14 protein-coding genes are annotated in these 25,221 nt (G+C 52.8%); 10 read left to right on the forward strand and 4 right to left on the reverse strand.

Annotated features, from left to right (window positions below; all coding sequences use genetic code 11):
- Nucleotides 1-153 precede the first annotated feature (153 nt).
- Both RB620_RS22125 and RB620_RS22130 read right to left on the reverse strand, forming a co-directional pair.
- Nucleotides 154-1,998, reverse strand: a complete 1,845-nt coding sequence (locus tag RB620_RS22125; protein WP_308098160.1) for a cache domain-containing sensor histidine kinase — start codon at nucleotides 1,996-1,998, stop codon at nucleotides 154-156.
- Nucleotides 1,999-2,002: 4 nt separating this feature from the next.
- A complete protein-coding gene (locus tag RB620_RS22130; RefSeq protein WP_308098162.1) occupies nucleotides 2,003-3,655 on the reverse strand; it encodes a response regulator in 1,653 nt (550 codons plus the stop codon).
- Between the two features lie 222 nt (nucleotides 3,656-3,877).
- On the opposite strand from RB620_RS22130, the gene RB620_RS22135 reads away from it, so the two are divergent.
- The 10 genes from RB620_RS22135 to RB620_RS22180 all read left to right on the forward strand — a co-directional run bounded on the left by RB620_RS22135 (nucleotide 3,878) and on the right by RB620_RS22180 (nucleotide 21,893).
- Nucleotides 3,878-5,275 carry an ABC transporter substrate-binding protein gene (locus RB620_RS22135; RefSeq protein ID WP_308098164.1) on the forward strand — a complete coding sequence of 466 codons (1,398 nt, stop codon included), beginning with the start codon at nucleotides 3,878-3,880 and terminating at the stop codon, nucleotides 5,273-5,275.
- A 116-nt stretch (nucleotides 5,276-5,391) separates the two neighbouring features.
- Nucleotides 5,392-6,288 carry a carbohydrate ABC transporter permease gene (locus tag RB620_RS22140; protein ID WP_483874754.1) on the forward strand — a complete coding sequence of 299 codons (897 nt, stop codon included), beginning with the start codon at nucleotides 5,392-5,394 and terminating at the stop codon, nucleotides 6,286-6,288.
- A gap of 10 nt (nucleotides 6,289-6,298) precedes the next feature.
- The gene (locus tag RB620_RS22145) at nucleotides 6,299-7,117 is read left to right on the forward strand and encodes a carbohydrate ABC transporter permease (protein ID WP_308098166.1); all 819 of its coding nucleotides are present in this window, start codon (nucleotides 6,299-6,301) and stop codon (nucleotides 7,115-7,117) included.
- A 282-nt stretch (nucleotides 7,118-7,399) separates the two neighbouring features.
- A complete protein-coding gene (locus tag RB620_RS22150) occupies nucleotides 7,400-8,881 on the forward strand; it encodes an arylsulfatase (RefSeq protein WP_308098168.1) in 1,482 nt (493 codons plus the stop codon).
- A gap of 98 nt (nucleotides 8,882-8,979) precedes the next feature.
- Nucleotides 8,980-10,392, forward strand: a complete 1,413-nt coding sequence (locus tag RB620_RS22155; protein WP_308098170.1) for an alpha-L-fucosidase — start codon at nucleotides 8,980-8,982, stop codon at nucleotides 10,390-10,392.
- Nucleotides 10,393-10,424: 32 nt separating this feature from the next.
- Nucleotides 10,425-11,312: an AraC family transcriptional regulator gene (locus tag RB620_RS22160; RefSeq protein ID WP_308098172.1), complete on the forward strand. Its 888-nt coding sequence runs from the start codon at nucleotides 10,425-10,427 to the stop codon at nucleotides 11,310-11,312.
- Nucleotides 11,313-11,582: 270 nt separating this feature from the next.
- The gene (locus RB620_RS22165; protein WP_308098174.1) at nucleotides 11,583-11,840 is read left to right on the forward strand and encodes a hypothetical protein; all 258 of its coding nucleotides are present in this window, start codon (nucleotides 11,583-11,585) and stop codon (nucleotides 11,838-11,840) included.
- A 5-nt stretch (nucleotides 11,841-11,845) separates the two neighbouring features.
- Entirely contained in the window at nucleotides 11,846-15,076 is a 3,231-nt protein-coding gene (locus RB620_RS22170; protein WP_308098176.1) for a GDSL-type esterase/lipase family protein, read from the forward strand.
- A gap of 138 nt (nucleotides 15,077-15,214) precedes the next feature.
- Nucleotides 15,215-18,199 (forward strand): sialidase domain-containing protein, encoded by a 2,985-nt coding sequence (locus RB620_RS22175; protein WP_308098178.1) that lies wholly within the window; start codon nucleotides 15,215-15,217, stop codon nucleotides 18,197-18,199.
- 208 nt (nucleotides 18,200-18,407) lie between these two features.
- Nucleotides 18,408-21,893, forward strand: a complete 3,486-nt coding sequence (locus RB620_RS22180) for a cohesin domain-containing protein (protein WP_308098180.1) — start codon at nucleotides 18,408-18,410, stop codon at nucleotides 21,891-21,893.
- 65 nt (nucleotides 21,894-21,958) lie between these two features.
- Here the strand turns inward: RB620_RS22180 and RB620_RS22185 are convergent, their stop codons facing one another.
- Nucleotides 21,959-23,746 carry a sensor histidine kinase gene (locus RB620_RS22185; RefSeq protein ID WP_308098182.1) on the reverse strand — a complete coding sequence of 596 codons (1,788 nt, stop codon included), beginning with the start codon at nucleotides 23,744-23,746 and terminating at the stop codon, nucleotides 21,959-21,961.
- The gene (locus tag RB620_RS22190; protein ID WP_308098184.1) at nucleotides 23,743-25,167 is read right to left on the reverse strand and encodes a response regulator transcription factor; all 1,425 of its coding nucleotides are present in this window, start codon (nucleotides 25,165-25,167) and stop codon (nucleotides 23,743-23,745) included. The genes RB620_RS22185 and RB620_RS22190 overlap by 4 nt, the downstream gene beginning before the upstream one ends.
- Nucleotides 25,168-25,221: the final 54 nt, after the last annotated feature.

The following is a 25,221-nucleotide window of genomic DNA, read 5'->3' on the forward strand; positions in this document are numbered from 1 at the left end:
CTCTTGAAGAATAGCTAATTTTTCTAAAGCGTTCAGTTTATTTCTAGGCATAGAAAATGCTCCCCCTACAGTAAACAGGTTTTATTATTTCACCTGTCTACCGTATGGGGAGCATATCAGGATGATCCTTGTATCGCCATTTGGTGTCCCCGGTTAATCGGCGGGCGCTTTGTCCATGCGCGCGGCGGGCACTCGGACCGTGATGGTCGTACCGATCCCAGGCGAGCTGTCCAGCGTCAGGCCGTAGCCTTCCCCGTAATAATAGCGGATGCGGTCATGCACGTTTTGAACGCCTATATGATCGTCGCTCAACGTGTCGCCCGTCTGCTTCAGGCGCCGCCTTAAACTTTCGAGCGTATCCTCGCTGATGCCCGCTCCATCGTCGGATATCGTAATGACAAGAGTCTGCTCCTCCATGAAGGCGGCTACCCTTAGTATACCCGGACCCGTTTTTCGCTCTAATCCGTGAACGATCGCGTTTTCGATCAGCGGCTGCAAGGTGAAGTGGAGAACCGCCATGTCCTCGGTGCCGGACTCCAGCTCCTCGGAGTAACGGATTTTGTCGCCGAAACGCATCTGCTGCACTTTGATGTACAGCCTCGTATGCTCCAATTCTTCCTTCAGCGAGACATGCTCCTTGCCCGTCCGGATATGGAGTCTGAACAGCCTGCCGAGCAGGCCGACCATCTCGCCGATATCCCGCTGCCCGGACAGAATGGCCTTCATCTGGATGGACTCGAGCGCATTGGCAAGAAAATGCGGGTTGATCTGGCTTTTCAGCGCGCCATACTGAGCGAGCTTGTTCTGGGCAATCGTATGGGACGAACGTTCGATATGCGACTCGAGATCCTCTACCATTTTGCGTATGCCGCGATAGAGAACGCCGAATTCGTCCTGCCGGTCGCTGTTCAGGCTGACGTCGAATTTCCCCATGCCGACGGCTCTGACCTGGCTGCTTAAGTAGATAATCGGTTTGGTCACTCGCGCTGACAAGATCAGCAGGAATAGCAGGGCCGCTCCCAGCGAGCAGAACGCGAATGCGAGCATCAGCTTGCGGAACAGCTTGGCATCCTTCGTCATCTCCAGCTCCTCGATGTACTGGATGACTTTCCAGCCGGAATAATGCGATGTGACGAAGTTCACGTACGACGGCTTGCCGGACAGGTCGGCGTAGAAGCTGCCCGTATCCCTCTGCATGACGCTTTGAAGCTCAGGAGTCCGGGTGATCGGGAGGACAAGAGGAGTCTGCTGCTCTTGCTGCCGCTCCTGCTGGGAGGAATAGACGATGACGCCTCTATCGTCGACAATAAGGAAATTGCGATTCCTATTCTCCGATAGGCTCAGTATTTCCCTAAGCGAGTCCAATCGGATATCGACCAGAATGACGCCGAGAGGATCTCGGGTCCCTGTCTTGTTAATCACTCTGGCGATCGATATGACGGGCTCGGTCGCATTGACCCGATTGAACGGGAGATGGGCTCCGATTAGCGTTGCTTTGCCTTCGCCAGCAAGCGCCGCCTGATACCATTCCTCCTCCTTGAAGTCGATCTCCTCATAGTCGGCCTGATTGAAATTCATGGAATAGAAGATCCGGTCCCCGGCGTAAATTCGGACGCTGTCGACGTTCTTGATCGTCATCTCGATCATGCTGACGAAGTTTTCGATAACGTTGCGGTATTGAAGCGTCTGATTCATGTCTGCCGCGCTCGCATCGCTGCCCCATCTCTGGAGCGAGCTCTGCAGCTGCTCGTCCAGCTGGGCGGATACGGTTCCCTTCTCGATGCTTTGCAAATATTGATCGATATTAAAGGATAGATGATTTAAGATAAGGCTGGCGCTGTCCTGGTATTCTTTTTTCATGCTTTGCATCATGAAGCCGTATGCGATGCCCGACATAGCGAGAAGCGGTATCGTGATCGTGAAGATGGACAGCAAAAAAATCTGATGGTTAACGCGCTTCAGCTGGAAGCGCGCGGACAGTCGTTTCAGAAAACGCATGGACTCACAATCCTATTCTTTTGCGGTATTCGGTCGGTGTCATGCCGGTCAGGCTGCCAAATGTCTTAACGAAGTGCTTGTAGCTCTTGTAGCCGCACATGCCGCAAATTTCCGTTATAAGATAACGAGGGTCGCGCAAAAAATCCTGGGCCGCTTGAATTCGGATTTCCGTCACGAAGGTCATGTAGTTTTTGCGCAGCTTCGTTTTGAATAGTCGGCTAAGATAAGACGGATTATAGAAAAATCGGTCGGCGACCATCTGCAGCGTGACATCATCGCCGATGTGCTGACGGATGAAAGACTCGATCTGCTCGAAGACGAGATGCTCCTGCGTTGGAGCCTTCGACCCGTGTTCCTTGTAATCCTCGCTGAGCTGAATCGCCCAATCCGAAATCCATTCGAACATCCTCTCCGCGGTGGAGAAGTCGTCTACGAAGGTGAGCCTCAGCAGCTTTTCGCTATAAATGCCTTCGGCCTCCAAGCCGTTATGATGCGCGAACCGAAGCATGACATTTATGATCTCTTGCAGGAACGCAAGCCAGGAGTCGATCATTGCGAGAGAAGGGGGACGCTGCGATTCCTTGCCGAGCCGCCGTAACAGCTGCCTGATCTCGTCGGAACGCCCTTCCTCGAGACACGTGATAAGAGCTTCGCGGTCGCTCTTCTTCAGCTGGAACGAATGGCCCGGATCTTCGGGCTCCTTCGAGTCATCCCCGTAAGTGTCCAGCCGGAATGTCTTGCATGCGGGATCGAAATATCGCAGGTACAGCGCCTTGTCCGCCAATTTGAGCTCGGATGCAAGCTTCGAAAGGTTGTCGGCTATGCAGCCGGTTGATAAATAAATGTGCCGCGCCGCTTCTTCCGAGGACATCTCCACAATCCGTGAATAGAGACCGATGACGGATTGATCCGCATCGCTGCAAGTCTTTACCGAATCAAAAGCGATGACCGTATACAGTTTGGAGCCGCTCATATAAGTCATCACTCGTCGAACTTCAGGGAGACGCTGCAGCTCGTCCGCGGCTTGCTCCTTCAACTTACGAAGCGCCGAGCGGTTCTGCAGCAGCTCGCTTGGGCTGGCGTGAAGCGAGCTCGAGCATGCGGCAACGACTGCGAGATAGGAGCAATGGATCGTTTCCAGTTCCAGGAATGGCTGCAAGTCGGACATTTCGGCAACGGGATCGTCCAGTATGTGCTTGAGCGCATTGCCGTATTTGTAATGCACATTTTCTTTGACGGTGTCCTCCAGCGCCAGCCGGGATCTGCGATCGTTCCGACTGAGCTCCAGCTGGTTCAGACAATCCTTGACCGTGGCGAGGCTCTCCTCATACTCCAGCGGCTTGAGCAAATAATTGCGGACATTGCCAAGCCTGACCGCGCGCTGCGCGTATTGGAATTCGTTGTAGCCGGTCAGGATAATGAATAAGGAATTCGGCAGCTCGGGCTTCAGACGCTCGATCATCTCCAGACCGTCCAGCTCCGGCATTCGGATATCTGTAATAATCAAATCTGGTTTATCCTGCAGGGCGAGCCGGACGCCTTCCATGCCGTTCTCGGCTTCGAGAATAACGTCGATCCCTAGGTCTTTCCATGGGAAATAATGCGTTAAACCTGCGCGTATTAGCGGTTCGTCTTCGACGATCATAAGTTTGTACATAGCGCTCTCCTAAGGGATAATAGATTTGTCATCATTATACCGGAAAAATAAAGCGCCTACATCGCGTTTGCGATATAAAAGTTGTCGAATAAAGCAAGAAGTCATTTTTGAGCCATGAATGTAAAAGTAACGGGATTTTCGAAGTGGGCTGTCGTCCACTATGCTAGATTCACGGAAGACAGGTCGACATGATCTTCCAAAAATGAAAACGGGGGTAAGGAAATGAAAGCAAACCGCAAACCATTCGTTTTAGGTATTGTGCTCTCGATGCTGGTTATGTTGTTCGCAGCGTGCAGTTCCGGCAATAACGGAGGATCGGAAGGGAATGCCGGTTCCAGCGAGAAGCCGAGCGCTACCAACGAGGCGACTGAGACGCCTGCAAACGCTGATCCGGTCGAAATTACATGGTGGAACTTCCCGAGCTATCAGCCGCTTGACGGCGAAGTAGGCAAGTACGAGAAAGAAATCATTGCTGCATTCAATAAAAAATACCCTGAAATTAAAGTCAACCTGGAAATGATCACGTTCGACGGCGGCCCGGAAAAGCTGAACGTAGCGATTTCGACAAACTCGGCTCCGGACCTGATCTATGACGCGCCGGGCCGCATCATCGATTGGGCGAAGAAGGATCTGCTCGCGCCGCTCGACGATATGGTGACGGACGAAGTCAGAAACGATATTTCGCCAGCGCTGTGGAAGCAATCCATGGTAGGCGACAAAACGTACATGTACCCGATCAACACCGCGCCATTCATGATGGCCGTTAACAAAACCGTATTCGAAAAAATGGGCAAGCTGGATCTTCTGCCGCTTGACCGTCCGGACAGAACATGGACATTCGACGAGTATAAAGCGGCCCTGCAGGCTGTTAAGGATAATGCGCCAGACATCATTCCATCCGGCTTCTTCGCGAAGAGCCAAGCCGGCGACCAAGGCACTCGCGCCTTTATTGCGAACCTCGGCGTATCCCGTTTCCTGAATGAAGACTTAAGCGCAGTTGCCATTAATACGGATCAAGCAGCTGCAGCACTTGACTGGATCGTTCAAGCTCAAAAAGACGGGCTAATTGTAAACGGTTCCGCTTCTTTGGCAGCAAGCGATGTCAACGATTTGTTCCTGCAAGGTAAACTTGCGTTCACGCTCAACTATTCCCCGGTATTGAAAGCTCAGAATAAAACGCTTAAGAAAGCAGAATTTGAAGAAGTGCTGCTTCCATTCCCAACGCTTGACGGGTCTGAGCCTAAGCTTGAGCCGTACCTCGGCGGCATGGCGATCTTCAACAACAAGGACGAGGCGAAAATCGCGGCTGCCAAGAAGCTGATCGACTTTATAGCCAACGATCCGGAGTGGGGCAATAAAAACCTGATCCAAACCGGCGGTCTATCCGCTCGTACTTCCAACACTGGTCTTTATAACGACGAAGACTACAAGTACGCCGAGTTAGCTCGGAAATTCATCACCGATCCGCCGACGATTGCCGATGGCTACGCGGAAATCCGCACATACTGGTTCCCTGAATTGCAACGCGCGCTGCTGGGCGCCGCATCCGGCAAAGAAGCACTCGATACATTCGCTGAGAAGGCGAATGAAGCGATCAGCAAAGCGAAAGCTGCACAATAGCTCGTGTTGTCTTGAAACGCGCCGCGCCGCCAAAGGACGGCGACAGCCGTTTCGCCTTGGAGCAGCGTATGAATTGTTCGCTGCTCCTTTCTTTTTCAAAGAAGGGAGAGATCCATGTGTTGTCATCGACTTTAAGAAGAAAACGATACATCTGGCGCGATTGGTTGATGAGCTATCTGTTTCTGTTGCCCGCATTGGGATTTTTCCTGCTGTTCGTTGCGTATCCGATGCTTAAAGGTATCTACATTAGCTTCTTTAATCATACGCTTAATCAATTTGAATTTATCGGCTTGGATAATTACAAATTTTTGTTCACTGACGAGACGTTTATCAAATCGATGCGTAACACGGTTTTGATTGTTTTGATTGCAGTGCCGATTGTTATCTCGTTTTCCGTTTACGTAGCCATGACCATTTACAAGAAATCGGAGTGGTTACGCTCTCTGTTTAGAGGCATTTTTTATTTGCCAGCCGTATCTTCCGTCGTCAGTATTACAGTTGTATGGGCTTCGATCTATGATCCCAACTTCGGGATTTTGAACTATATAACCAGCTTGTTCGGCGCGGATCCGATCCCTTGGCTCGGTCATCCCGATACCGCTTTGTACGCGATTATTCTGGTACTTATTACGACGTCGGTCGGGCAGCCTATCATCCTGTATGTCGCTTCCTTGGGCAACATTCCGGCGTCCTACATCGAAGCGGCGCAAATCGACAGAGCGTCTTCCGGGCAAATTTTCAGAAAAATCATTTGGCCCATGCTGATGCCAACCAATCTGTATATTATCGTCATCACGACGATCAACTCGTTCCAAGTATTTGCTATCATCCAACTATTGACTGCGGGCGGTCCGATGTACGAAACGTCAACGGTTATGTACGGCGTATACGAGAAAGCGTTCGTACTGGGCAGCTTTGGCCTAGCCTCCGCAATGGGAGTACTTCTTGCGATTGTGATCGGCATTATTTCGCTTATTCAGTTCAAATTTTTAGGCAGCGATGTGGAGTACTAGGAGGGGGAACATGAAGCTCAACAGAAGTCCTATCATTTCCAATGTCGTTGTGGCGATATGCGCTCTGCTGTTTATCTTCCCGTTTTATTGGATCATAACCGGCGCATTTAAGGTGCAAGACGTTGCGGTCGCCATTCCGCCGGAATGGTTTCCGCTCGACCCGACGCTGGAGAACTTTGAGACCTTATTCAAAAACCCGGTATGGCGCTGGACGTTCAACAGCTTTATCGTGGCCGGCGGGGAGATGTTCGGCGTTTGTCTCGTATCTTCCTTGGCGGGGTATGTGCTGGCCAAAAAATCGTTCCCGGGCCGAGTCATTGTCTTCTCGATGTTTGTGGCCGCGATGGCGCTGCCCAAGCAAGTCATTCTGGTGCCGCTGTTTACGATGCTTGCCGACTTCGGCTGGATCGATACGTATCAGGGCCTGATTCTGCCCGCCATCGGCTGGCCGTTCGGCATATTCCTGATGAAACAATTCGCGCAGACGATACCGAGCGAGCTGATCGAAGCCGCCAAGATTGACGGCTGCACCGAATTGCGGCTGTTCTACAGCATTATCGTGCCGCTGCTCAAGCCGGCAATGGGCGCGCTTGCGATCTTCACGTTCATTAACGGCTGGAACGACTATTTCAGCCAATTGATCATTACGCGATCGACGTCGATGATGACGCTTCCGCTCGGCATCGCGACCTTGAAGGGCGAATATACGACGCCTTACGGTGTGCTGATGGCGGGCGCGGCGATTGCTTCCATTCCGATGATCACGATTTTCGTATTATTCCAGAAAGCGTTCACGCAAGGTCTTACGATGGGCGCGGTGAAGGGTTAAATCAGTTAATATTACCGAATTGCGGCAGTCTAGGCTTATTTTTCGGCCCGGATCTGCCGTCTGTTTTTTTTTCGATACGAACGAATTGTACAAATGGTATAGAAATTGCACCATTTGGCGATTGAGGCTCCGGTAGGCATCTCGGATAATGGAACTAACGTCATTTTTTTTGGAGGGGCCTAACTGAAGAACAGCTTGCAGGAGCGGGGCATCGATGTTTTGCTGTTCACCTCGGACGGGCTGACAGACCAGATGGGAAATGAAAGGAACGGGTGATGAGAAATGTACGATTCGAGACCGAATTTGCTGCTGATTACCGTGGATCAAATGAGAGGGGACTGCCTGAGCATACTTGGCCATCCCGTCGTCGAGACGCCTAATCTGGATCAGCTGGCGCGCAGAGGCATGCTGTTCCAGAACGCCTATTCTTCGACGCCGACCTGCGTGCCGGCGCGGGCCGCGCTGTTCACCGGCATGAGTCCGCGTTCGCACGGCCGCGTCGGTTACGAGGAGAAGGTGCCATGGAATTACGAGCATACGCTGCCGGGCGAGCTCGCGAAGGCCGGCTATCATACGCAGTGCGTTGGCAAGATGCATGTCGATCCGGCGCGCAGCCTGTGCGGCTTTCATCATGTCGTGCTGCATGACGGCTACCTGCATCATAACCGGTTCAAGCATACGAACAAGGTGGCGGAGTCGCATGACAGCTGCGATGATTATCTGCCCTGGCTGCGGGAGCGCGCGGGGGCCGGCGCGGATCTGCTCGATCTCGGCCTCGACTGCAACGCCTCTACCGTTGCGCGGCCTTGGCATCTGCCGGAGGCGCTCCATCCGTCGAACTGGGTCGCGACGCAATCGATCGATTTTTTGCGCCGGCGCGACCCGCGCAAGCCCTTCTTTCTATGGAGCTCTTTCGTCCGGCCTCATCCTCCGTTTGATCCGCCCCAAGCTTATTGGGACCGATACGACGGCGCAGACTTCCCGGATCCCGTCGTCGGCGAATGGGCGGAGCAGGACGATCCGGCGCGCAGCGGTCTCGACCCCATAACCCGGTCGGGCATCGTGCCGAGAAGACGGCTGCGGCGCGCGATGGCCGCCTACTACGCGCTCATCTCCCATATCGACGACCAGCTTGGAAGGCTGATGAACGCGATGGAGGAATACGGGGTGCTCGACAATACGGTAATCGTCTTCACCTCCGACCACGGGGAGCTGCTCGGCGACCATCATCTGTTCCGCAAAGCGCTTCCTTACGAAGGCAGCGCGAAGGTCCCGCTGATCATAGCCGATCCGGGAGGCAGGCTGGGCATCCGTCAAGGGGAGTCCATCGAGGCGGTCGCAGAGCTGCGGGACATTATGCCGACACTGCTCGACTGCGCAGGCGTGGACATTCCCTCGTCTGTGGACGGCGAGAGCTTGCTTGGTGTCCGGGAACGGTCTCAAGACGGCAGCTGGCGATCGTTTATTCACGGCGAGCATGCTTACGGCGAGCAATCGCATCAGTATGTGACCGACGGCCGGCAGAAATATATCTGGTTTACGCAAACGGACGAAGAGCAGCTGTTCGACCTGGAGCTTGATCCGCATGAACGAACGAATGTAGCCGGAGAGGAATTTTACGCCGCCAGCAGGCAATTATGGCGCGAACGTCTTGTCCGCGAGCTGAACGGTCGGGAGGAAGGGTATGTGCAAGACGGCAAGCTTGTTGCTGGGCGGCCGCCGCGAACATGTCTTCGCCATATTTTGACGCACGCGAATGATTAAGCATGCTGATCCCAGAATGGAAGCCGATTGCGGAATCGCGCAGCCGGATGGAAGCGGGACTCACCGCCAACTAACGAATAGAAAGGGATTGTACGCAAATGGAATGGGTTCGTCGCGCAGCGGAAGTGAGACCATCGGAACGTCAGCTGGCGCTTCAGGAGATGGAATTTTATACGTTTATTCATTTTACGGTAAATACGTATACGGACAGCGAGTGGGGAACGGGCACGGAGGATCCCTCCATCTTCAATCCCGCCCGATTTGATGCCAATCAGTGGGTAGCGTCCTGTCTGGACGCAGGCGCCAAGGGGCTTGTTCTCACTTGCAAGCATCATGACGGTTTCTGTCTATGGCCAAGCCGATATACCGAGCATTCGGTGAAGAACAGTCCATGGAAGGACGGGATGGGCGATATCGTTCGGGAGGTTGCCGAGGCTTGTCGCAAGGGCGGCGTAAAGTTCGGGATATATCTGTCTCCCTGGGATCGGCATGAACCGACATATGGCGATTCGCCTGCATACAACGCATACTTCATCCATCAATTGCGCGAGCTGTTGACCGGGTATGGCGATATATTCGCCGTTTGGTTCGACGGAGCTTGCGGCGAAGGTCCTAATGGCAAGCGGCAGGAATATGATTGGCCGGCTTATTACGCAGTCATCCGCGAATTGCAGCCGAACGCCGTCATATCCGTATGCGGTCCGGATATCCGCTGGTGCGGCAACGAAGCGGGAATATGCCGGCCATCGGAATGGAGCGTCGTGCCGGCATCGCTCGCGAGCAATGAGAAGATCCAGGCCAAGTCGCAGCAGGAGGACAGCCGGGAATTCGCCAAGCGGTACGATTCACAGGACCGTGACCTCGGCAGCCGAGAGATTATCAAGCACGAACGGGAATTAATCTGGTATCCGGCGGAAGTCAACACATCCATCCGTCCGGGCTGGTTCTATCACGCTTCCGAGGATCATCAAGTGAAATCGCTTAAGGAGCTGCTTCACATTTATTACGGCTCCGTCGGCGGCAATGCGACATTCCTGCTCAATATTCCGCCGGACCGCCGCGGACTTATCCACGAGAATGACAGACAACGGCTGAAGGAGCTGGGCGATGTGATTAGGCGCACCTTCGAGCACAATCTGGCCCAAGGAGCCTCGGCTGTCGCAAGCGAAACGAGGAGCGGCAGCAGCCCCGATTATATGCTGGATGGAAATCGCGATACCTGCTGGGCACCGGAAGACGGCACGGAAGCGGCGTCAATCGAGATCGATCTGCATCGAGAGATGACGTTCGACCATATTGTCCTTCAAGAATATCGTTACGGACAACGGATCGAAAGGTTTGAGCTGGAATACGAAGACGCGGGCGAATGGAGCCCCTTATATAAGGGAACGGTCATCGGATACAAAAAAATATGCCAATTCGATGCCATAACCTCGAGGCGCGTTCGTCTTCGCATTAAGGAATCGAGATGGTGTCCGTCGATAGCCGCATTTGAGGCGTACATATCTTAATGCCTTTTCATTGATAGAAGGAGAGGGTTGAAATGGATGATAACTTAGTCGTTCCTAGGTTTTTTTCATCGATTCATCTGACCGGCCTGCAATATTCCTCCGTGGAGCAAGGCTGGCATTATCCCGTCCATCGTCATCCGATATTTGAAATCATGTATTGCGAGCGAGGCCAATTAACGGAAACGATCAACGGCCGGGCTTATTCCTTGCCGGCCGGAACAGCGATTCTCATCAAGTCGGGCGTATTGCACAGCGTTAAGGCGGAGGAGGACAGCGTTTATTTCAATTTCCACTTTAGCATGGATCACCAGGAAATTCGCATGACGCTGCAAGGCATCGAGGATCCCATTCTGACGCCAGACGATAACCCGGCCGAAAGCAATCAATTGCGCATATGGATGGAGCATTTCATCGATCATTTCGTCGAAACCTACCGCAAATCCGAGAGACAGGAGAGCTTCTCCGAACAGCAAATGCTGCTGGGTCATTCGCTAAAGACCATCCAGCTTCAATCCACCTGGCTGAAATTCGTTACGTATCTGGTCGAATCGCAGCTTCAGAAGACGATGATCCGTTCGAGCATGCAGCAATCGAAGCTGCAAATCGCGAATGAAGTCGCCTACTTGCTGGAGAACGATAAGACGTACAGCATGCATATATCGGAGCTTTCCTCGAAGCTGAACGTGCACCGCACTTATATTTGCAATTGCTTTAGAGAGGTGTACGGCGTCTCTCCCAAATATTATGCGCAGCAGCTTCGGATCAAAAAAGCGAAGGAGCTCCTTCAGCTGACGGATTTGCCGGTGAGCGGAATCGCTCAGCTGCTTTCCTTTTCCTCGACGGAATATTTTTGTCGTTTTTTCCGGAATCATGTCGGTTTTACGCCGTACAAATATCGTACCTCCCCGAGCCATGCCTGAAGTCAAGCCGGCTCGCTGGGGTAACGATCCATGATGACAAGAAACGCCAATGAACAGGTAAAACAAAATGGATATTGACCAGTCTCCTTTCCACTACAATAGAACTCAATTCACCTAGAAAATTCTGATGATGATTTCCATTAAACGAGGCAGGCCATCGAGCTGAGGGGGCATGACGTTAATCTGATACTGATTGCCTCTCAGGATCTTGTCGAAGTGCTGAGCAAGGTGAGAGAGGAGATGGAGAGAGAAAGGCGCAGAAGAGAGGACATGAATCAGCTGCGCTTTCAAATGAACGAAAGCTTGCCGCTTCTGAAGGACAGATTGCTTGAACGGATGGTCACTGCAAAATTGTTGCCTGCTGAACGGGAGCAGAAGATGGAAGCGCTTCATTTGCGCTTGAGAGCTCGCTTCGGCATTCGACCGTATTCCGTAACCGGGATGAGAAAATTATTGCGATCCCATCTGTTCATGGTGATACAAATTGTATCTAATCGTCTGCACGTACCATTATCGGAAAGGATTTGATATTCATGCTTCAAGTCATGACGTGGAAACGATTGTTGCTCATATGGATGGGGACGTTTCTGTTCGGAGGGACGCTATTTGCCGCGGTGCCTGCAATAACGGCAACGGCGGAGACAAGCCCCGAGCCTTTGTTCAGAGCCGACAACTTAATCGTGGGCCCCTCAGCCTTTCCTGACTTTAGCGATCGGGTAAACGACCTTAAAACGCTGGAGGAAGGAACCATCATCGTGAAGTTTAAGCATACGGGCTCTTCCATTATGTCCTTGTTCTCTCTGAGCAACAATACGATGCCGAACGGGCATTTCCATCTCTACGTTACGCCGACATCTATGGGCAGCGAGAACCGGTTCCAGCAGCCGGGGCAGACGAGCTCCAATACGCATGTGAAGGCGGACGGACTTTCGCTCACGGCGGGCCAGTTCCACACGGTGGCGATGGTCGCGGACAAAGATCAAGGGTACAAAATTTTTGTGGACGGGAGTCTGGTTAAGCACGACATTACGACTCCCGTGAAATTTTTAAGTAATATCTACGCGCCTAATAGCGTCAGGCTAGGCATGACGGACCGTGTCCAGGGTAGTAACGAATACCCGTTCACGGGCGAAATCGCGTTTGCCGAGGTTTATGCCGAGACGTTGTCGGATGCCAAGCTGCTTGAATTGACGCGTAATCCGGACATTCCGCCGGTCAGCGCCGACCTGCAAGCCGTCAAAGCGCATATCGGCTTAACGGCGAATCCCGCTCCGTTCGTATTTACAGGAGATGACTTTACGTCATCCGAAACAGAAGGAAGCGGGTACCGGAACTATATCCAGCATTTTGAAGAAAGAATTCGCTGGGAGAACGCCGCCGTTCCTGCGCAGCGCCAAAATTTTGTGCTTCGCACCGGCGTGAACGGAATGAAAGCATCCGAGCTGCTGGATGATTTCGACAACCGGGTAGCCTCGTTCTCGCCAAAAACCGTTTTCCTGATGTTGGGTCCGGGGGATGCCGCGGCGGGCACGACTCTGCAGCAATTCAAGAATGAAGTGGTCGAGCTGGCGCAGAGGGTCCGTTCCATCGGAGCGACGCCTGTGCTGCAGACTGGAACGGCGCCTCTCGCGGCATCGGATCGGGCAATCGTCGCTCCTTACGCTGACGCCATAGAGGAGGTCGCCGAGCAGGAGGAACTGCTGCTGATCGACCATTACGACACATGGTCGGCGTATGCCGATCTAGCCGCCGTCACTAGCGCCGACGGAGAATCGCCGAATGAGCTTGGCCAGCTACGGCTCGCGAAGGAGCTCATGACGTTCTTTGGCGTTGGAGGGAGCGGCAACACGTGGGGAATAAACGGATTTAGCGACGTGAAGGAGGAGGTGCTTGAACGATTGGACCGAGATATCGTCTATTCGATAACAGGCGAAGCCGTGTCCGTATCTTTGGCGGATACGCTGGGCGGCCTCAATCTGGAAGATATTGAAAAAATAATCGTTACGAGGAAGAACGGCTCCGAAAGTTATAGCCGGGAGACGGTCAACTTGGCCGAACGCGTTAAGCTTGGAGCTATTGAGGCTGGCACGGGATTTACGCTGACGGTAGAGGTAAAGCTGGCCGGACAGAACAAGGTGCTGGCGGCAAATCCGGCTTATATCGAAATGGATCCTCCGCCACCCGCTGTCATTACGGACGAGATCTCAGCGCTTGTGACGGGAGGTGAACCCGTCACCTGGCTGTTCGCGGGAGACAGTATTACGCATGGGGCTCTCCATACGAAGGGATACAAGTCGTTCGCGGAGCTGTTCGGCGAGCGGATTCGGGGCGAGCTGTCCGCCGTTTATCCTACGAGAGCCAGTGATATGGTGCTGAATACCGGCATTTCCAGCATGACGACCCGAGATCTGATGAGCAGCTTCAATCGCTGGGTAACCGCGATGAATCCGGACGTTGTGTTTATCGCCTTCGGAATGAACGACAGCAGCAACCGTATGGTACCGCTGGAGGAATTCAAGACCAATCTGCGGTCGGCGGTCACGCAGGTTAGAAGCATGGGGGCCGTGCCCGTTCTTCAGACGATCAATACGATCAGAGACGACGCCGCCAGCCGTATTGCCCATCTTCCTGTCTATGTGGAAGCCATTCGAAAGATAGCGGAGGAGAACGATGTCTTGCTGGTCGATCATTACCGATATTGGACGGAGGCTGCAGCGGATGAAACGCATCTTAAGTCGACATGGCTGAACGATTCCATTCATCCGGGCTATATCGGAATGACGCATATGGCGTCTACGATCTTCAAGGCTCTTGGACTTAACGGTCCGGAGAGCTACATCGATCAATTGCGCTACGTGGCAGCACAGTCGACCGCAACGGTGAATTCGGCGACGCCGGCAATCGCAGGGGAGTCCGGAACAATTACGGTCGATCTTGCCGAGGTCGCTGCCGCTGCGGGAGGCGCGGGAGCGGTAGAACGCATAACCGTCACTGCTGTCGGCAACGGCGGAAGTAAAGCTGTCGCGGAGACAAGAAGAACGGAAGGAACGCTGACTATGGGCGGTCTGACTCCATCGGAGAGCTACATTGTGAAGGCAGTCGTGAAGAGAAAAGGACAGAACAGCTTGATTGAGCTGAAAGATACGGCGGTCACGCTCCCGAGTGTCTTCTCATCCACGCTGACAGGACCGGACCTCGTGACTTCGGGTGAAACGTTTTCTCTCGAACTGGGGCTGACCGATATCGGCAATCCCGTTATGGCTCATGATATTACGCTCCATTACGATCAAACCAAGCTCCAATTTGTTGATGCTTCGCCGCTCGCAGAAGGAGTCAGCGTGCTGATGGCGGTATCGGAAACGCCGGGTATCGTTCGCATTATTGCGGCCAGCGCAGGCAGCGAACATGCCGTCCAACAAGACGGACCGATCCTGAGGTTAGACTGGATAGCCAAGGAAACGGAGACTGCAGCGAACGGAACGATCGGCGTCTCCTCCTACACGGTTGCCGACGAGGCCGGTCAAGAGACGGAAGCGGCGCTTGCCGAACATACGGTTCAGGTAGAGCCTGCAGCGATTGGAACTCCGGATGTAAATGGCGACGGAAAAGTATCCATTGGAGACCTGGCTATCATAGCCGCTCATTATGGCAAGACCGTGTCGAGTCCGGATTGGAACGACGTGAAGCGCCTGGATCTTGATGGCAGCGGAACGATTGATATTGCCGATCTCGCGGCGGCAGCGCAAGTCTTGCTGCAACGGTAGGATTCTAAATAACTTCTTTGCCCCAGCATGAAGGGAGGTGCATGTACCAGTCGAGTTCTGCGGCAAGGGTGATTGGGATGAGGCAAGGAAGAAGGCAAAGCGGATTAAAAAAAAGTTGAAATGAAGGAGATGAAATTTTTGAAGAAGCCATTAAGCTTATTACTGGCTGCCGTCATGCTGATTGGGCTGTTGCCGGCTGCCGGCGCCTCGGCTGAAGTGACAGCGGAGGAGACTGGTCCTGCACCTGTGGTCAGAGTGGAGAATCAGCGTATTTACGGCAGTAACTTTACGAATCTGAACAGCTATGTGGATGAGTTGAAACAGTTGGACGAAGGTACGATTATTACGAGATTCCGCCACAAAGGCACGGGTATTATGTCTCTCTTCTCATTGAGCAATAACACAAAGGCTAACGGCCACTTCAACCTGTATATTTCGCCATCGGCTGTCGGCATCGAAAACCGATTGGAGGCGCCGGGACAGACATCTTCCAATACGCATGTGAAAGCCGACGTTGCCGTAAAGGCGAACGAAGTGCATACACTCGCCATGGTTATGGACAAAGCTCAAGGCTACAAATATTTCCTGGACGGTAAGCTGATCAAGACGGACACGACCTCCGCAAGAAAGTTCCTGAACGCGATCTATGAGCCGAACAGCGCTCAGCTCGGACGTACGGAGAGAACGGCCGGCTCCAACATGTATCCTTACAATGGCGAGATCGATTACGCGGAAGTGTACGGCGATGTGCTTAGCGACGCCGATCTGGTAGCGATTACGGGTGTGACGGCGGCGAACCCCGTTCAGAATCCGCTTCCTGAGGGAGCGTTGATCACGGAGCCTTACGATGTGTATAAGCCGGGGCTGTACGGCTCTGCTGCATACCGGATTCCTTCGCTTATCTACACGAAGAAAGGCACGCTTATCGCGGGCATTGACAAGCGAATCAATCATGGCGGAGATTCTCCCGCCAATATTGACATTATGGTCAGACGCAGCCTTGATAATGGAGATACTTGGCAGGAAGGCATCCTCGTAAACGATTATCCAGGCGCGGCGTCCAACATTGACCAGGCTTTGCTGCAGGACGAAGAGACGGGAAGAATCTTCTCTCTCGTGCTTGGATTCCCCGAGGGCATTGGATTCCCGCAGTCTGTCAAAGGCTCAGGCTACAAAGTTATCGACGGCAAGCATTATCGCATTCTTCGGAATGCCGCCAATGAAGAATTTACGATAAGAGAAAACGGAAATGTCTACAACAGCGCGGGCGTACAAACGGCTTATCGGGTGGATGAGCTTCGTAATCTGTATAACAACGGCGTAAAGACCGGCAATATTTATTTGAGCAATTCGCCTCTCAAGCCGATTATGACTTCTTATTTGGAACTGTGGCATAGCGATGATGACGGAGTCACGTGGGAAGGTCCGGTGGACTTGAACCCCGGCTTGAAAGAAGACTGGATGGCATTCCTTGGCGCAGGACCCGGTAACGGCATTCAGATCAAGGAAGGCCCGAATGCAGGACGTCTTGTGTTCCCGGTTTATTTCACGAACGAGAACCGCTCCCAGAACAGTGCGGTCATCTACAGTGACGACAATGGCGCAACGTGGCATCGCGGTGAATCCCCTAACGAAGGCCGAATCGTTGGAGGCGTAACCATGAACGAAAGAACGTCGACTGGAAACGAACTGACGGAAGCGCAGGTGGTTGAGCTTCCAGGCGGCCAGTTGAAGATGTTCAGCCGCAACTACTCCGGCTTCGCCCAAATTTCGACGAGCTTCGACGGAGGAGAAACCTGGGATGCCGAGGTTGTGACCGAACGCGATCTGATTGCTGCCTATTGCCAAATGACGGCGATTCGTTACAACGGAAAGATCGATGGCAAAGATGCGGTTATTTTCGCAAGCCCAGGCAGCTCCTCGAGTCGTATTAACGGAACGGTCAAAGTTGGCTTGATTGAACGTGACGGAACGCATGCGAACGGCGAGCCCAAATACCGATTCGATTGGAAATATTCGCAATTGGTGAAAGAAGGTCATTATGCTTATTCCAGCTTGTCCAATCTTGCGAACGGCGAAATCGGATTGTTCTACGAGGGAACGGGAAGCGCAGAGATGAGCTTCATTAAATTCAACACCGAATATATGAAGTGGCAGCGCAATGGCATCGCAGTTGAGCCGGCGCTGAAGTCGATCTCGATTCTGAATCCAAAGCCGGAAGGTTACGAGACAAACGATAAGATTACGGTCAAAGCCGTATTTGATCGTTATGTGATGCTGAGCGGCGATCGGAATTTGCAGGGCACAATAGGAAGTACGCCTATAACCTTCGCCATGACAGGTCAGAACGAAGCGGGAACGGAGTTTATTTTCGAAGCAAGCTTTCCGGAGATCACTCCAGGCGCGTATGCGCTTAACGCCAATTTCGCAAGCGATCTGAATATATATAATGCTTTCGGCGTTGCCTTCAATAAAGAAGGCAAGAGTCTGCAAGCTCAGGTTCAAGCCGGACAAGTGCAGCCTGAAGGCGCAGCTGCCGTCTTGTCGGGCGACAGCACGGTAGAAGCGGGCGGTACCCTGCTTATCTCGCTTGGCGTAGCGAACGTAGAGGAAGCTGCTTACGCGGGCGATGTCACGGTACAATTTGACAGCAACGTTCTCGAATTGACGGAAGCGATATCCGTTGCCCAAGGTGTAAGCCTCGTGGAATCAAAGCTGATCGAGGCGGGCAAGATGCGCTTCATTCTCGCCAGCTCCGGCGCTGCGAATGGGATCAGCGGCGATAAGGAGCTGTTGACTTTAAGATTCAAAGCGAAGGAAGTCGACGTGGAAGCAACGACAGCTATCCAGGTTACAAGCGCGATGCTTGGCCATGGGAACGGCACGGAGACGGATGCCGCTCCAACATCCCACAATGTGGCAGTGACGCCGGCAGCGGGCCTGCCAGGCGATGTGAACGGCGACGAAAAAGTCAGCATCGGCGACCTTGCGATCGTAGCGGCACATTATGGCAAAAACTCCGATAGCCCGGATTGGAATACGGCTAAGATTGCGGACATTCACCGCGACGGCAAGATCGATATTCTTGACTTGGCCGAAGCAGCAAAACTATTATTAAAGTGATTTTACCGGACGGAGCAGCTTTCGATGCTGCTCCGTTTTTGTTTTGCGCCTAGCATGCATGATCTTCATTAGAGATCTTAGCATGGCTTCGTTTAGAGGCGTAATCATCGTAGAGAAATGATCAACTTTGATCAAAATAGATCATGGTGAAGCGCTTCCAATGCGGCTAACATGATAATAACTTTGTAAAGGATTAAGGAGGGGAATTATGGATTCGGGAAGCAGAAAGCTGAGAAACAAGCCTATTCTATTCATGTTAGCCGTCATCATGTTTTTGACATCCTTCGGAACGGTGAGCGCGGCAGAGCCTCCGGAAGCGCCGGTCACCAATGTAGCGTCGGGCAAGAAGATAACGAGCAGCGTAGCCTTCTCCAAGATGGATGTGATTACAGACGGCGTTAAAAACACGAGTGCCTATTCGGAGGATTATCCGAACGGCAACGGATTGCAGTGGATTCAATTGGACCTTGGGAAGAGCTTCAATCTTTCGGAAATCAATATTTGGCGCTATTGGAATGACGGAAGAACGTACCGTGATTTGATCGTCAGGCTGTCGGACCATTCCGATTTCTCTGGGGAAGTTACGACCGTATTCAATAATGATACAAACAACAGCGCGGGATTCGGGATCGGCGCGGATCGGGAATACGTGGAGACAAGCGCGGGCAAGAGCATCCGTTTTGAAACCGCAGCCGCCAGATATGTAAGAATTTATTCCGGAGGAAGCACAGCCAATGCGAACAATCATTTCGTCGAGGTGGAAGTGATGGGCGCGGCGCCTCCTCCGACAACGATACCGGCCATACCGGATGGAAACGCTTATCCGATGGGGACTTCCCGCATCAATGCAAGCTGGAGTCTGCCGGACGGTGCGGCAGGGTATGACATCGAGGTGGACGGCGTCGTCGTCACCGATGTGACGATGCCGTATGGGCATAAAAATCTTGAAGAGAAGAGTACCCATACGTACCGGGTTAGGGCGAAAAATCACTTGGGGGTAAGCGATTGGAGTGAACCCTTCAACGGCACAACGCTGGCGCCGGTCACGGCAGGTCCAAGATTTATGGGTCCGAATCCGGGGCCGGCACAAGGGACGAATCCGAGCGTTGGCGTATTTGAGCTAAGTAATGCGATTCTATCCGCTTCGTTCCAGCTTGAGGGGAACAATCTGACACTAAAGGATTTCCGCAATAAAATGACCAGCGATATCAATCCGATACAAGCAGGGGAGCTCTTCGCATTGGAATTATCGGGTTCGACCTTCTTGACGGATTCGAATATGACGGCTGGAGAAGCAGTGCTTACACGTATTGACGGCGATACCAACAGCGAGAAGGTGGCGGGACGCGAGGATGGCTGGAAGGTAAGCGTGCCATTCACCTATACAAGCGGAGGCAAGACTTTGATGGTGAATTGGAGCGCTGCGCTGCGCGACGGATCCAACTACATCACCCAAGATGTAATCTACAAAGCTGTTGCCGGAAGCTGGAATGTCACGAAGGTGAAGCTGATTGATATGACGGCTGCCGGAGTGGAGAAGGCGGGCGCGGTGGATGGCTCTCCTTTCTTCGCGGGAAAGGTATTCTTCGCTCAGGAGACGCCTGTGGCTAAGGTGAGCGTGAACGGAAATAAAGCGATTGCCTATGTAGATAGAGGCGATGCGACAATGGAGGGGCAATCGTTCGAGCAGAGTACGGTGATTGGACTTTATCCCGGCAACCAGAAGCTCAGAGCGTTCCAGTATTATCTGGAGCGGGAGAGAGCGCAGGAGCATGACAGCTTCCTTCATTACAATTCCTGGTATGATCTGAGCTGGATATTCGATACCTATATGACGGAAGAAGATTCCTTGGAAATCATTAAGCTATGGGGCGAGAAGTTTATCGAACAGCGCGGAGCCCCACTTGAAAATTTCTTGTTTGATGACGGCTATGATGATTACAGCGGGGCGGCAACGACGATCTGGAATTTCAACCCCCTTACATATCCTAACGGCGCAGCAAATATGAAGAGTGCCGCGGAGGAGTACGGGGCAAGCCTGGGCTTTTGGTTAAGTCCAACCGGCGGCTATTATCACAAGCTTCCGGCTAGAGTTGCAATCGGGAAGAAGATGAGCGAGCCAACCGAAACGAAGGCCAGCGGCGGCGAGGAAATATTCAAGATGAGCGGGCCGAACTATTACAAGGTGTTTAAGGATGCCGTAACGAAGAAGCAGCTGGAGGAAGGCACCAAGCATTTCAAGTTTGACCGTACGGAAGGCATCGAGGATTTCCATGCGCTGCTGAAATTAACCGGCGAGATGAGAGAAAATGATCCAACGGTATTTATTAATGCAACCGTCGGTACATGGGCTTCTCCATACTTTACGTTCTATGTGGATTCCATATGGCGCGGAGGAGGCGATATGGGGAAAGCCGGAAGCGGGACCATTCGCCAGCAGTGGATCAATTATCGCGACAAGGTGAGCCGGGATTTGCTTCAGAGAAACCCGTATTACCCGCTCAACTCCTTAATGGTGCACGGAATCGTCCATTCCCGGTTCGGGCAAGGAGCTTGGGTTAGCCATGAAAGCGGGACGGAGAGCGGACCGCTGCTGGATATGACGAAAGAGGCGAACCTGAAGGACTTCTCGGATGAAGTATGGTCATACTTTGCATCCGGTTATAATCTGCAGGAGCTGTATATTCGTCCGACGTCCGATTATACCACGGATCAGATGTGGGATATTCTAGCCGAAGCATCCGCATGGGCCGAATTGAACCATGACGTGCTTCTGGATTCGCATTTTATTGGAGGAGATCCGGGACAAGAGGCTTACGGAATCGCGTCTTATGCATTGACGAAGGGAGTGCTTATGCTCCGCAACCCTTCGAGCGCGAGCCAAACGATAAATGTGGACGTTAACTCGGCTTTCATGCTGCCAGCAGGCGCCAAAGCCAATTATCGACTCGTGAATAAGCTGCAGGAGGAAACGGATCTGCATCTTAAGTCGGGTGAGTCGCATGCCATTACGATTCCTGCTCATTCGATCCTATTGTATGAGGCCTATCCGGAAGGGACCGAGGTCATTCCAGGCGAGGGTGGAATCCCAAGCGAGCTATCCGCCACCCTCGACGGACCGAATGCCGTCGATGCAGGGGAAACGTTCCGGGTAACATTCGGTTTGAATGGCGTGGCGTCCAAGGTATTGGGGCAAGACATTACAATCGAGTATGATGCGGATGTGTTGGAATTTGTGTCTGCCGCATCGCTGCTAAATGGAGTCAAGCTAATAGAACCTATAAAGCATACGCCGGGCAAGCTGCAGATGATCCTGTTCAGTGAAGGGATCCGGAACGCCGTCAGCGGGAATGAGCAGGTGTTGGAATTAACATTCACCGCGAAGGCTGCGGAACAGTCAGTGACGGGAACGGTGTCCGTATCGAAAGCGATACTGGGCGACGAGCATGGCGCCGAGTCCGAGCCGAGCCTGTCTAGTTTAACGATACGTATTAACGGTGCGTCACCTGGAAATCCGATTGATTTGAACAACGATGGCAAGGTGACGATTGGAGATTTGGCGATTGTGGCGGTTCATTACGGAAAGAATTCAACCAGCCCGGATTGGCAGCAATGGAAGAAGGCCGATCTGAGCGGTGACGGAGAGATCGGGCTTGAAGACCTTGCAGCTGTAGCATCCAAGATATTGGAATAAGGACATCTAAAGGGACATCCAGTCGGCGATCGACGGGATGTCCCTTTATGGTGGATCGCAAGGCGTTAATCATGATGTTTGGAAGGAAATGCTAGCAGGATTGGCAGATTTATCCGAACCATGGTGCCGTTTCCGTGCCAGCTGTTGATCTCGATGCCGTAATCCTTCCCGTAATGGAGGCGAACCCGGTCGTTCACGTTTTTAATGCCGATATGTTGGTTCGCAGAGCGGTCCCTGGAGCGCAAGGTATTCCTGAGCTGCTCCAGCCGCTCCAGCTCCATGCCGACGCCGTTGTCCGTCACGATAATCTCCATCTGCCGGTTCTCCCTGAGCACTGCCTGAATGACGACCTTACCTCCGCTCGCATGCGGCTCGAGGCCGTGAATCAGCGCATTCTCGACAATAGGCTGAATGATCATCTTCGGAATAAGGACGCCATGCAGCTCCTCCGCTGTATACTGCTCGAACTCGATTCTTCCCGGGAATCTTCCTTGATGAATCGTAATATAGGAGCCGATAATCTTCAGCTCCTCCTCCAGCGTCACCTCGTTCGTCCCCTTAATGCTATAGCGCAGCATCCGGCTTAAGGCTGCGGTCATTTCGTAAATGTCCCGATTTCCCTTCACAATGGCAATGCCCTTGATCGCATCGAGCGTATTGCTAAGAAAGTGAGGATTGATCTGACTCTGCAGGAACGACATCTCCGCGCGCTGCCGCTCGATGTCGACTTGATAGAGCTCGCCCGTCGTATCCAGCAGCTGCTGCGTTAGATCGTTTATCCGGTTCAGCATCGTGTTGAACTGGGTCGATATCACCTCGATCTCGGCGTAGCCCTCCAGCTCGACCTTCGAATGCAGCACCTCGAGATTGCCGCTCTTTAGCCGCTTCATAAATGCGATCAGCTTCCCAAGCGGCTTCAGTATATTCATCATCAGAATGGTATACGGAATCGTGACGAGCACGAGGGTCACGATCAGCATGATGTAGCTGGTGCGCTTCAGTACTTTCAGTTCCTTGATGAGATTGCCGATCGGAACGGCAGATAATATATTGCCGTTAATTTCCGGCAGAGCAAAGGATTGAATCGCATACGACTTCCCGCCTATCTTCTCGAGGACTGCGTTCTCCCCATAACCGGAATAGAGGGCTAGCCGTTCCTTGTCCAGATCCAGCACCATCCCCGCCGCGTTGGCGAAGGCCAGCTGGCCGTTCGTTCTGAGGTAGAAGCTTGTGCCCGACAACCTGGGAAACTTCTCGATCTCCGATTGAATGGATTTGGCGTCGAGAACGACTGCAATAAAGCCGATTTTCTCTCCATACCGATACGTGTCGAGCGATGCGAACAGATTCATGCCGAAGAGGAAGGAATCATTGACAAGCGACGGATCATCCGTAATAAACCCGCCGTATTCGACGCTGACTTCATGTTCGTCCAGCTTGTCCATCAATCTTTGCGCCAGGCCGATTTTGCCGGTCAGCGAGATGTGCTTGCCGGAAGCGTTCACAATAATAATGTCGCTTATATCAGGGTTGGTGCTTTGGATAACGCCCATTAGGCTATTTACTTTCTTCGAAAGCTCGTACGTTCTCAGATTATCGCTCTCTGCCAGGAAGTCCTGCACGGTCGTGTCATAACCGAGATTAATCATAATCCCCGATATTTTGGCATAGTTGTCGGACACCCGCTGCTTCAGATTGGATACCAGCTCCATGTTATATTGCGTGTTCTGATTCACGATCACCTCGCTGGATTGCCGGAACGCCACAATGCTGACCAGCGGGATGACGGCAAGGAGGATCACGCCGATCGCCAGCACCTGCGTTCGAATGGAAAGCTTGCTGAACGCTCTCATCGCGATTCCCTGTACTGCGTCGGCGTCATGCCGTTCAGCCGTTTGAAGATGCGGGTGAAGTAAAAGTAGTCGTTGAAGCCGCATTTTTCGCCGATTTGGCTAATCGTCATGTCGGTCTCGGCCAGCAGCTTGCAGGCATACTGGATACGCTGACGGGACAAGTATTCCACGAAGTTTTCACCTACTTCTTTCTTGAACAGCTGCGACAAATAAGTGGGGCTTAGGTAAAACTTGTCGGACAAGCTCTGGATCGATATTTCCTGATTGAAGTGATGATGGATATAGGTAAGGATTTCTTTGATGCGGTTATGCGTCACGCCGGCGAGCCTCGAGGACAACTCGTCGGATAGATGGTTCAGCGTATGCTTGACCAAATAATCGATCATGGCGTCGGAATGGCCATAATCGTAGTACAGCTGATCGTAGCCCTCCAGAAACCGGGCATTCGCCTTGACGCCTCCCCTTGTGAACAGGTACATGACCGTATTATAGATCATGTACGCATCCTTGATCGTTAACGCGCTGCGGTGGAACAACGGCCGGCAGGACTCCATCACAAACACGAACCGCATACGATCCTTCTGGGCAAGCGCGCCGGCCAGCTCCGACAGCAGCTCGTCCCTCGTCGTCTCCAAAGTCGCAATCGGCCGATAAACGCCGCCTTTTCCTGTCGAGAAGCTGCCGTAGGCCGCTACGGATGCCGCTTCAAGCGATGCTTCCAGCCCGGCAGAACTTGCCGAGGAAGGGCCGATCCCGATGCTGTATTCGACGGCGCCGCCTGACAAGTCGAGCGAGCTCAGGAAGCTGTCGACCAGATGGCTGTAGAGGAGGAAACCCACCCGTCTCTTATTCATGCGGAAGCGGATATGATGAATGTCACGGTGAAGCACGTGCACATAGCCTTGTACGACAATCGGCGTGACGGGCATCACCGCGCTTGCCGGCATGCCGGCAGCCTTCAGCTTCTCCGCCAGCAATTGCTCGTTTCCGGAGCACAATATTTCATACAGCTCTTGAGCGTCTTGCTCCGGCTCCGGCCCGGAACGGTGCTTCAGCGACAGCGAGAGCTTGGCTAACATGCTCTCGATTTCCTCGATTTCGAACGGCTTCAGACAATAGCCGAAGGTGCCATAGTTGAGCGCCTTCTGGGCGTAAGCAAATTCCGCGTGGCCGCTGAGCACGGCGAATATCGTATGCGGGGAGATTTCCTTGCCGCGCTTGATTAACTCCAGTCCGTTCACGAGCGGCATCTTAATATCGGTCAGGACGAAGTCCGGCTGCAGCTTCTCGATCAGCTCCAGCCCTTCCTGACCGTTCTCCGCTTCTCCCACGACTTGAAAGCCACATGTTTCCCAGCGTACGCCGGCTTTGATCCCCTCTACAATCCATCGTTCATCATCGACGATTACCGCTTTGTACACAGCAAAGCCCCCTTTACAGCAATCGTACCCGAGCATCCTCGCGGTTTCGTATAG

Origin of the sequence: Paenibacillus sp. LHD-117 (assembly GCF_030929555.1) — a bacterium.
Taxonomy (GTDB): Bacteria; Bacillota; Bacilli; order Paenibacillales; family Paenibacillaceae; genus Pristimantibacillus.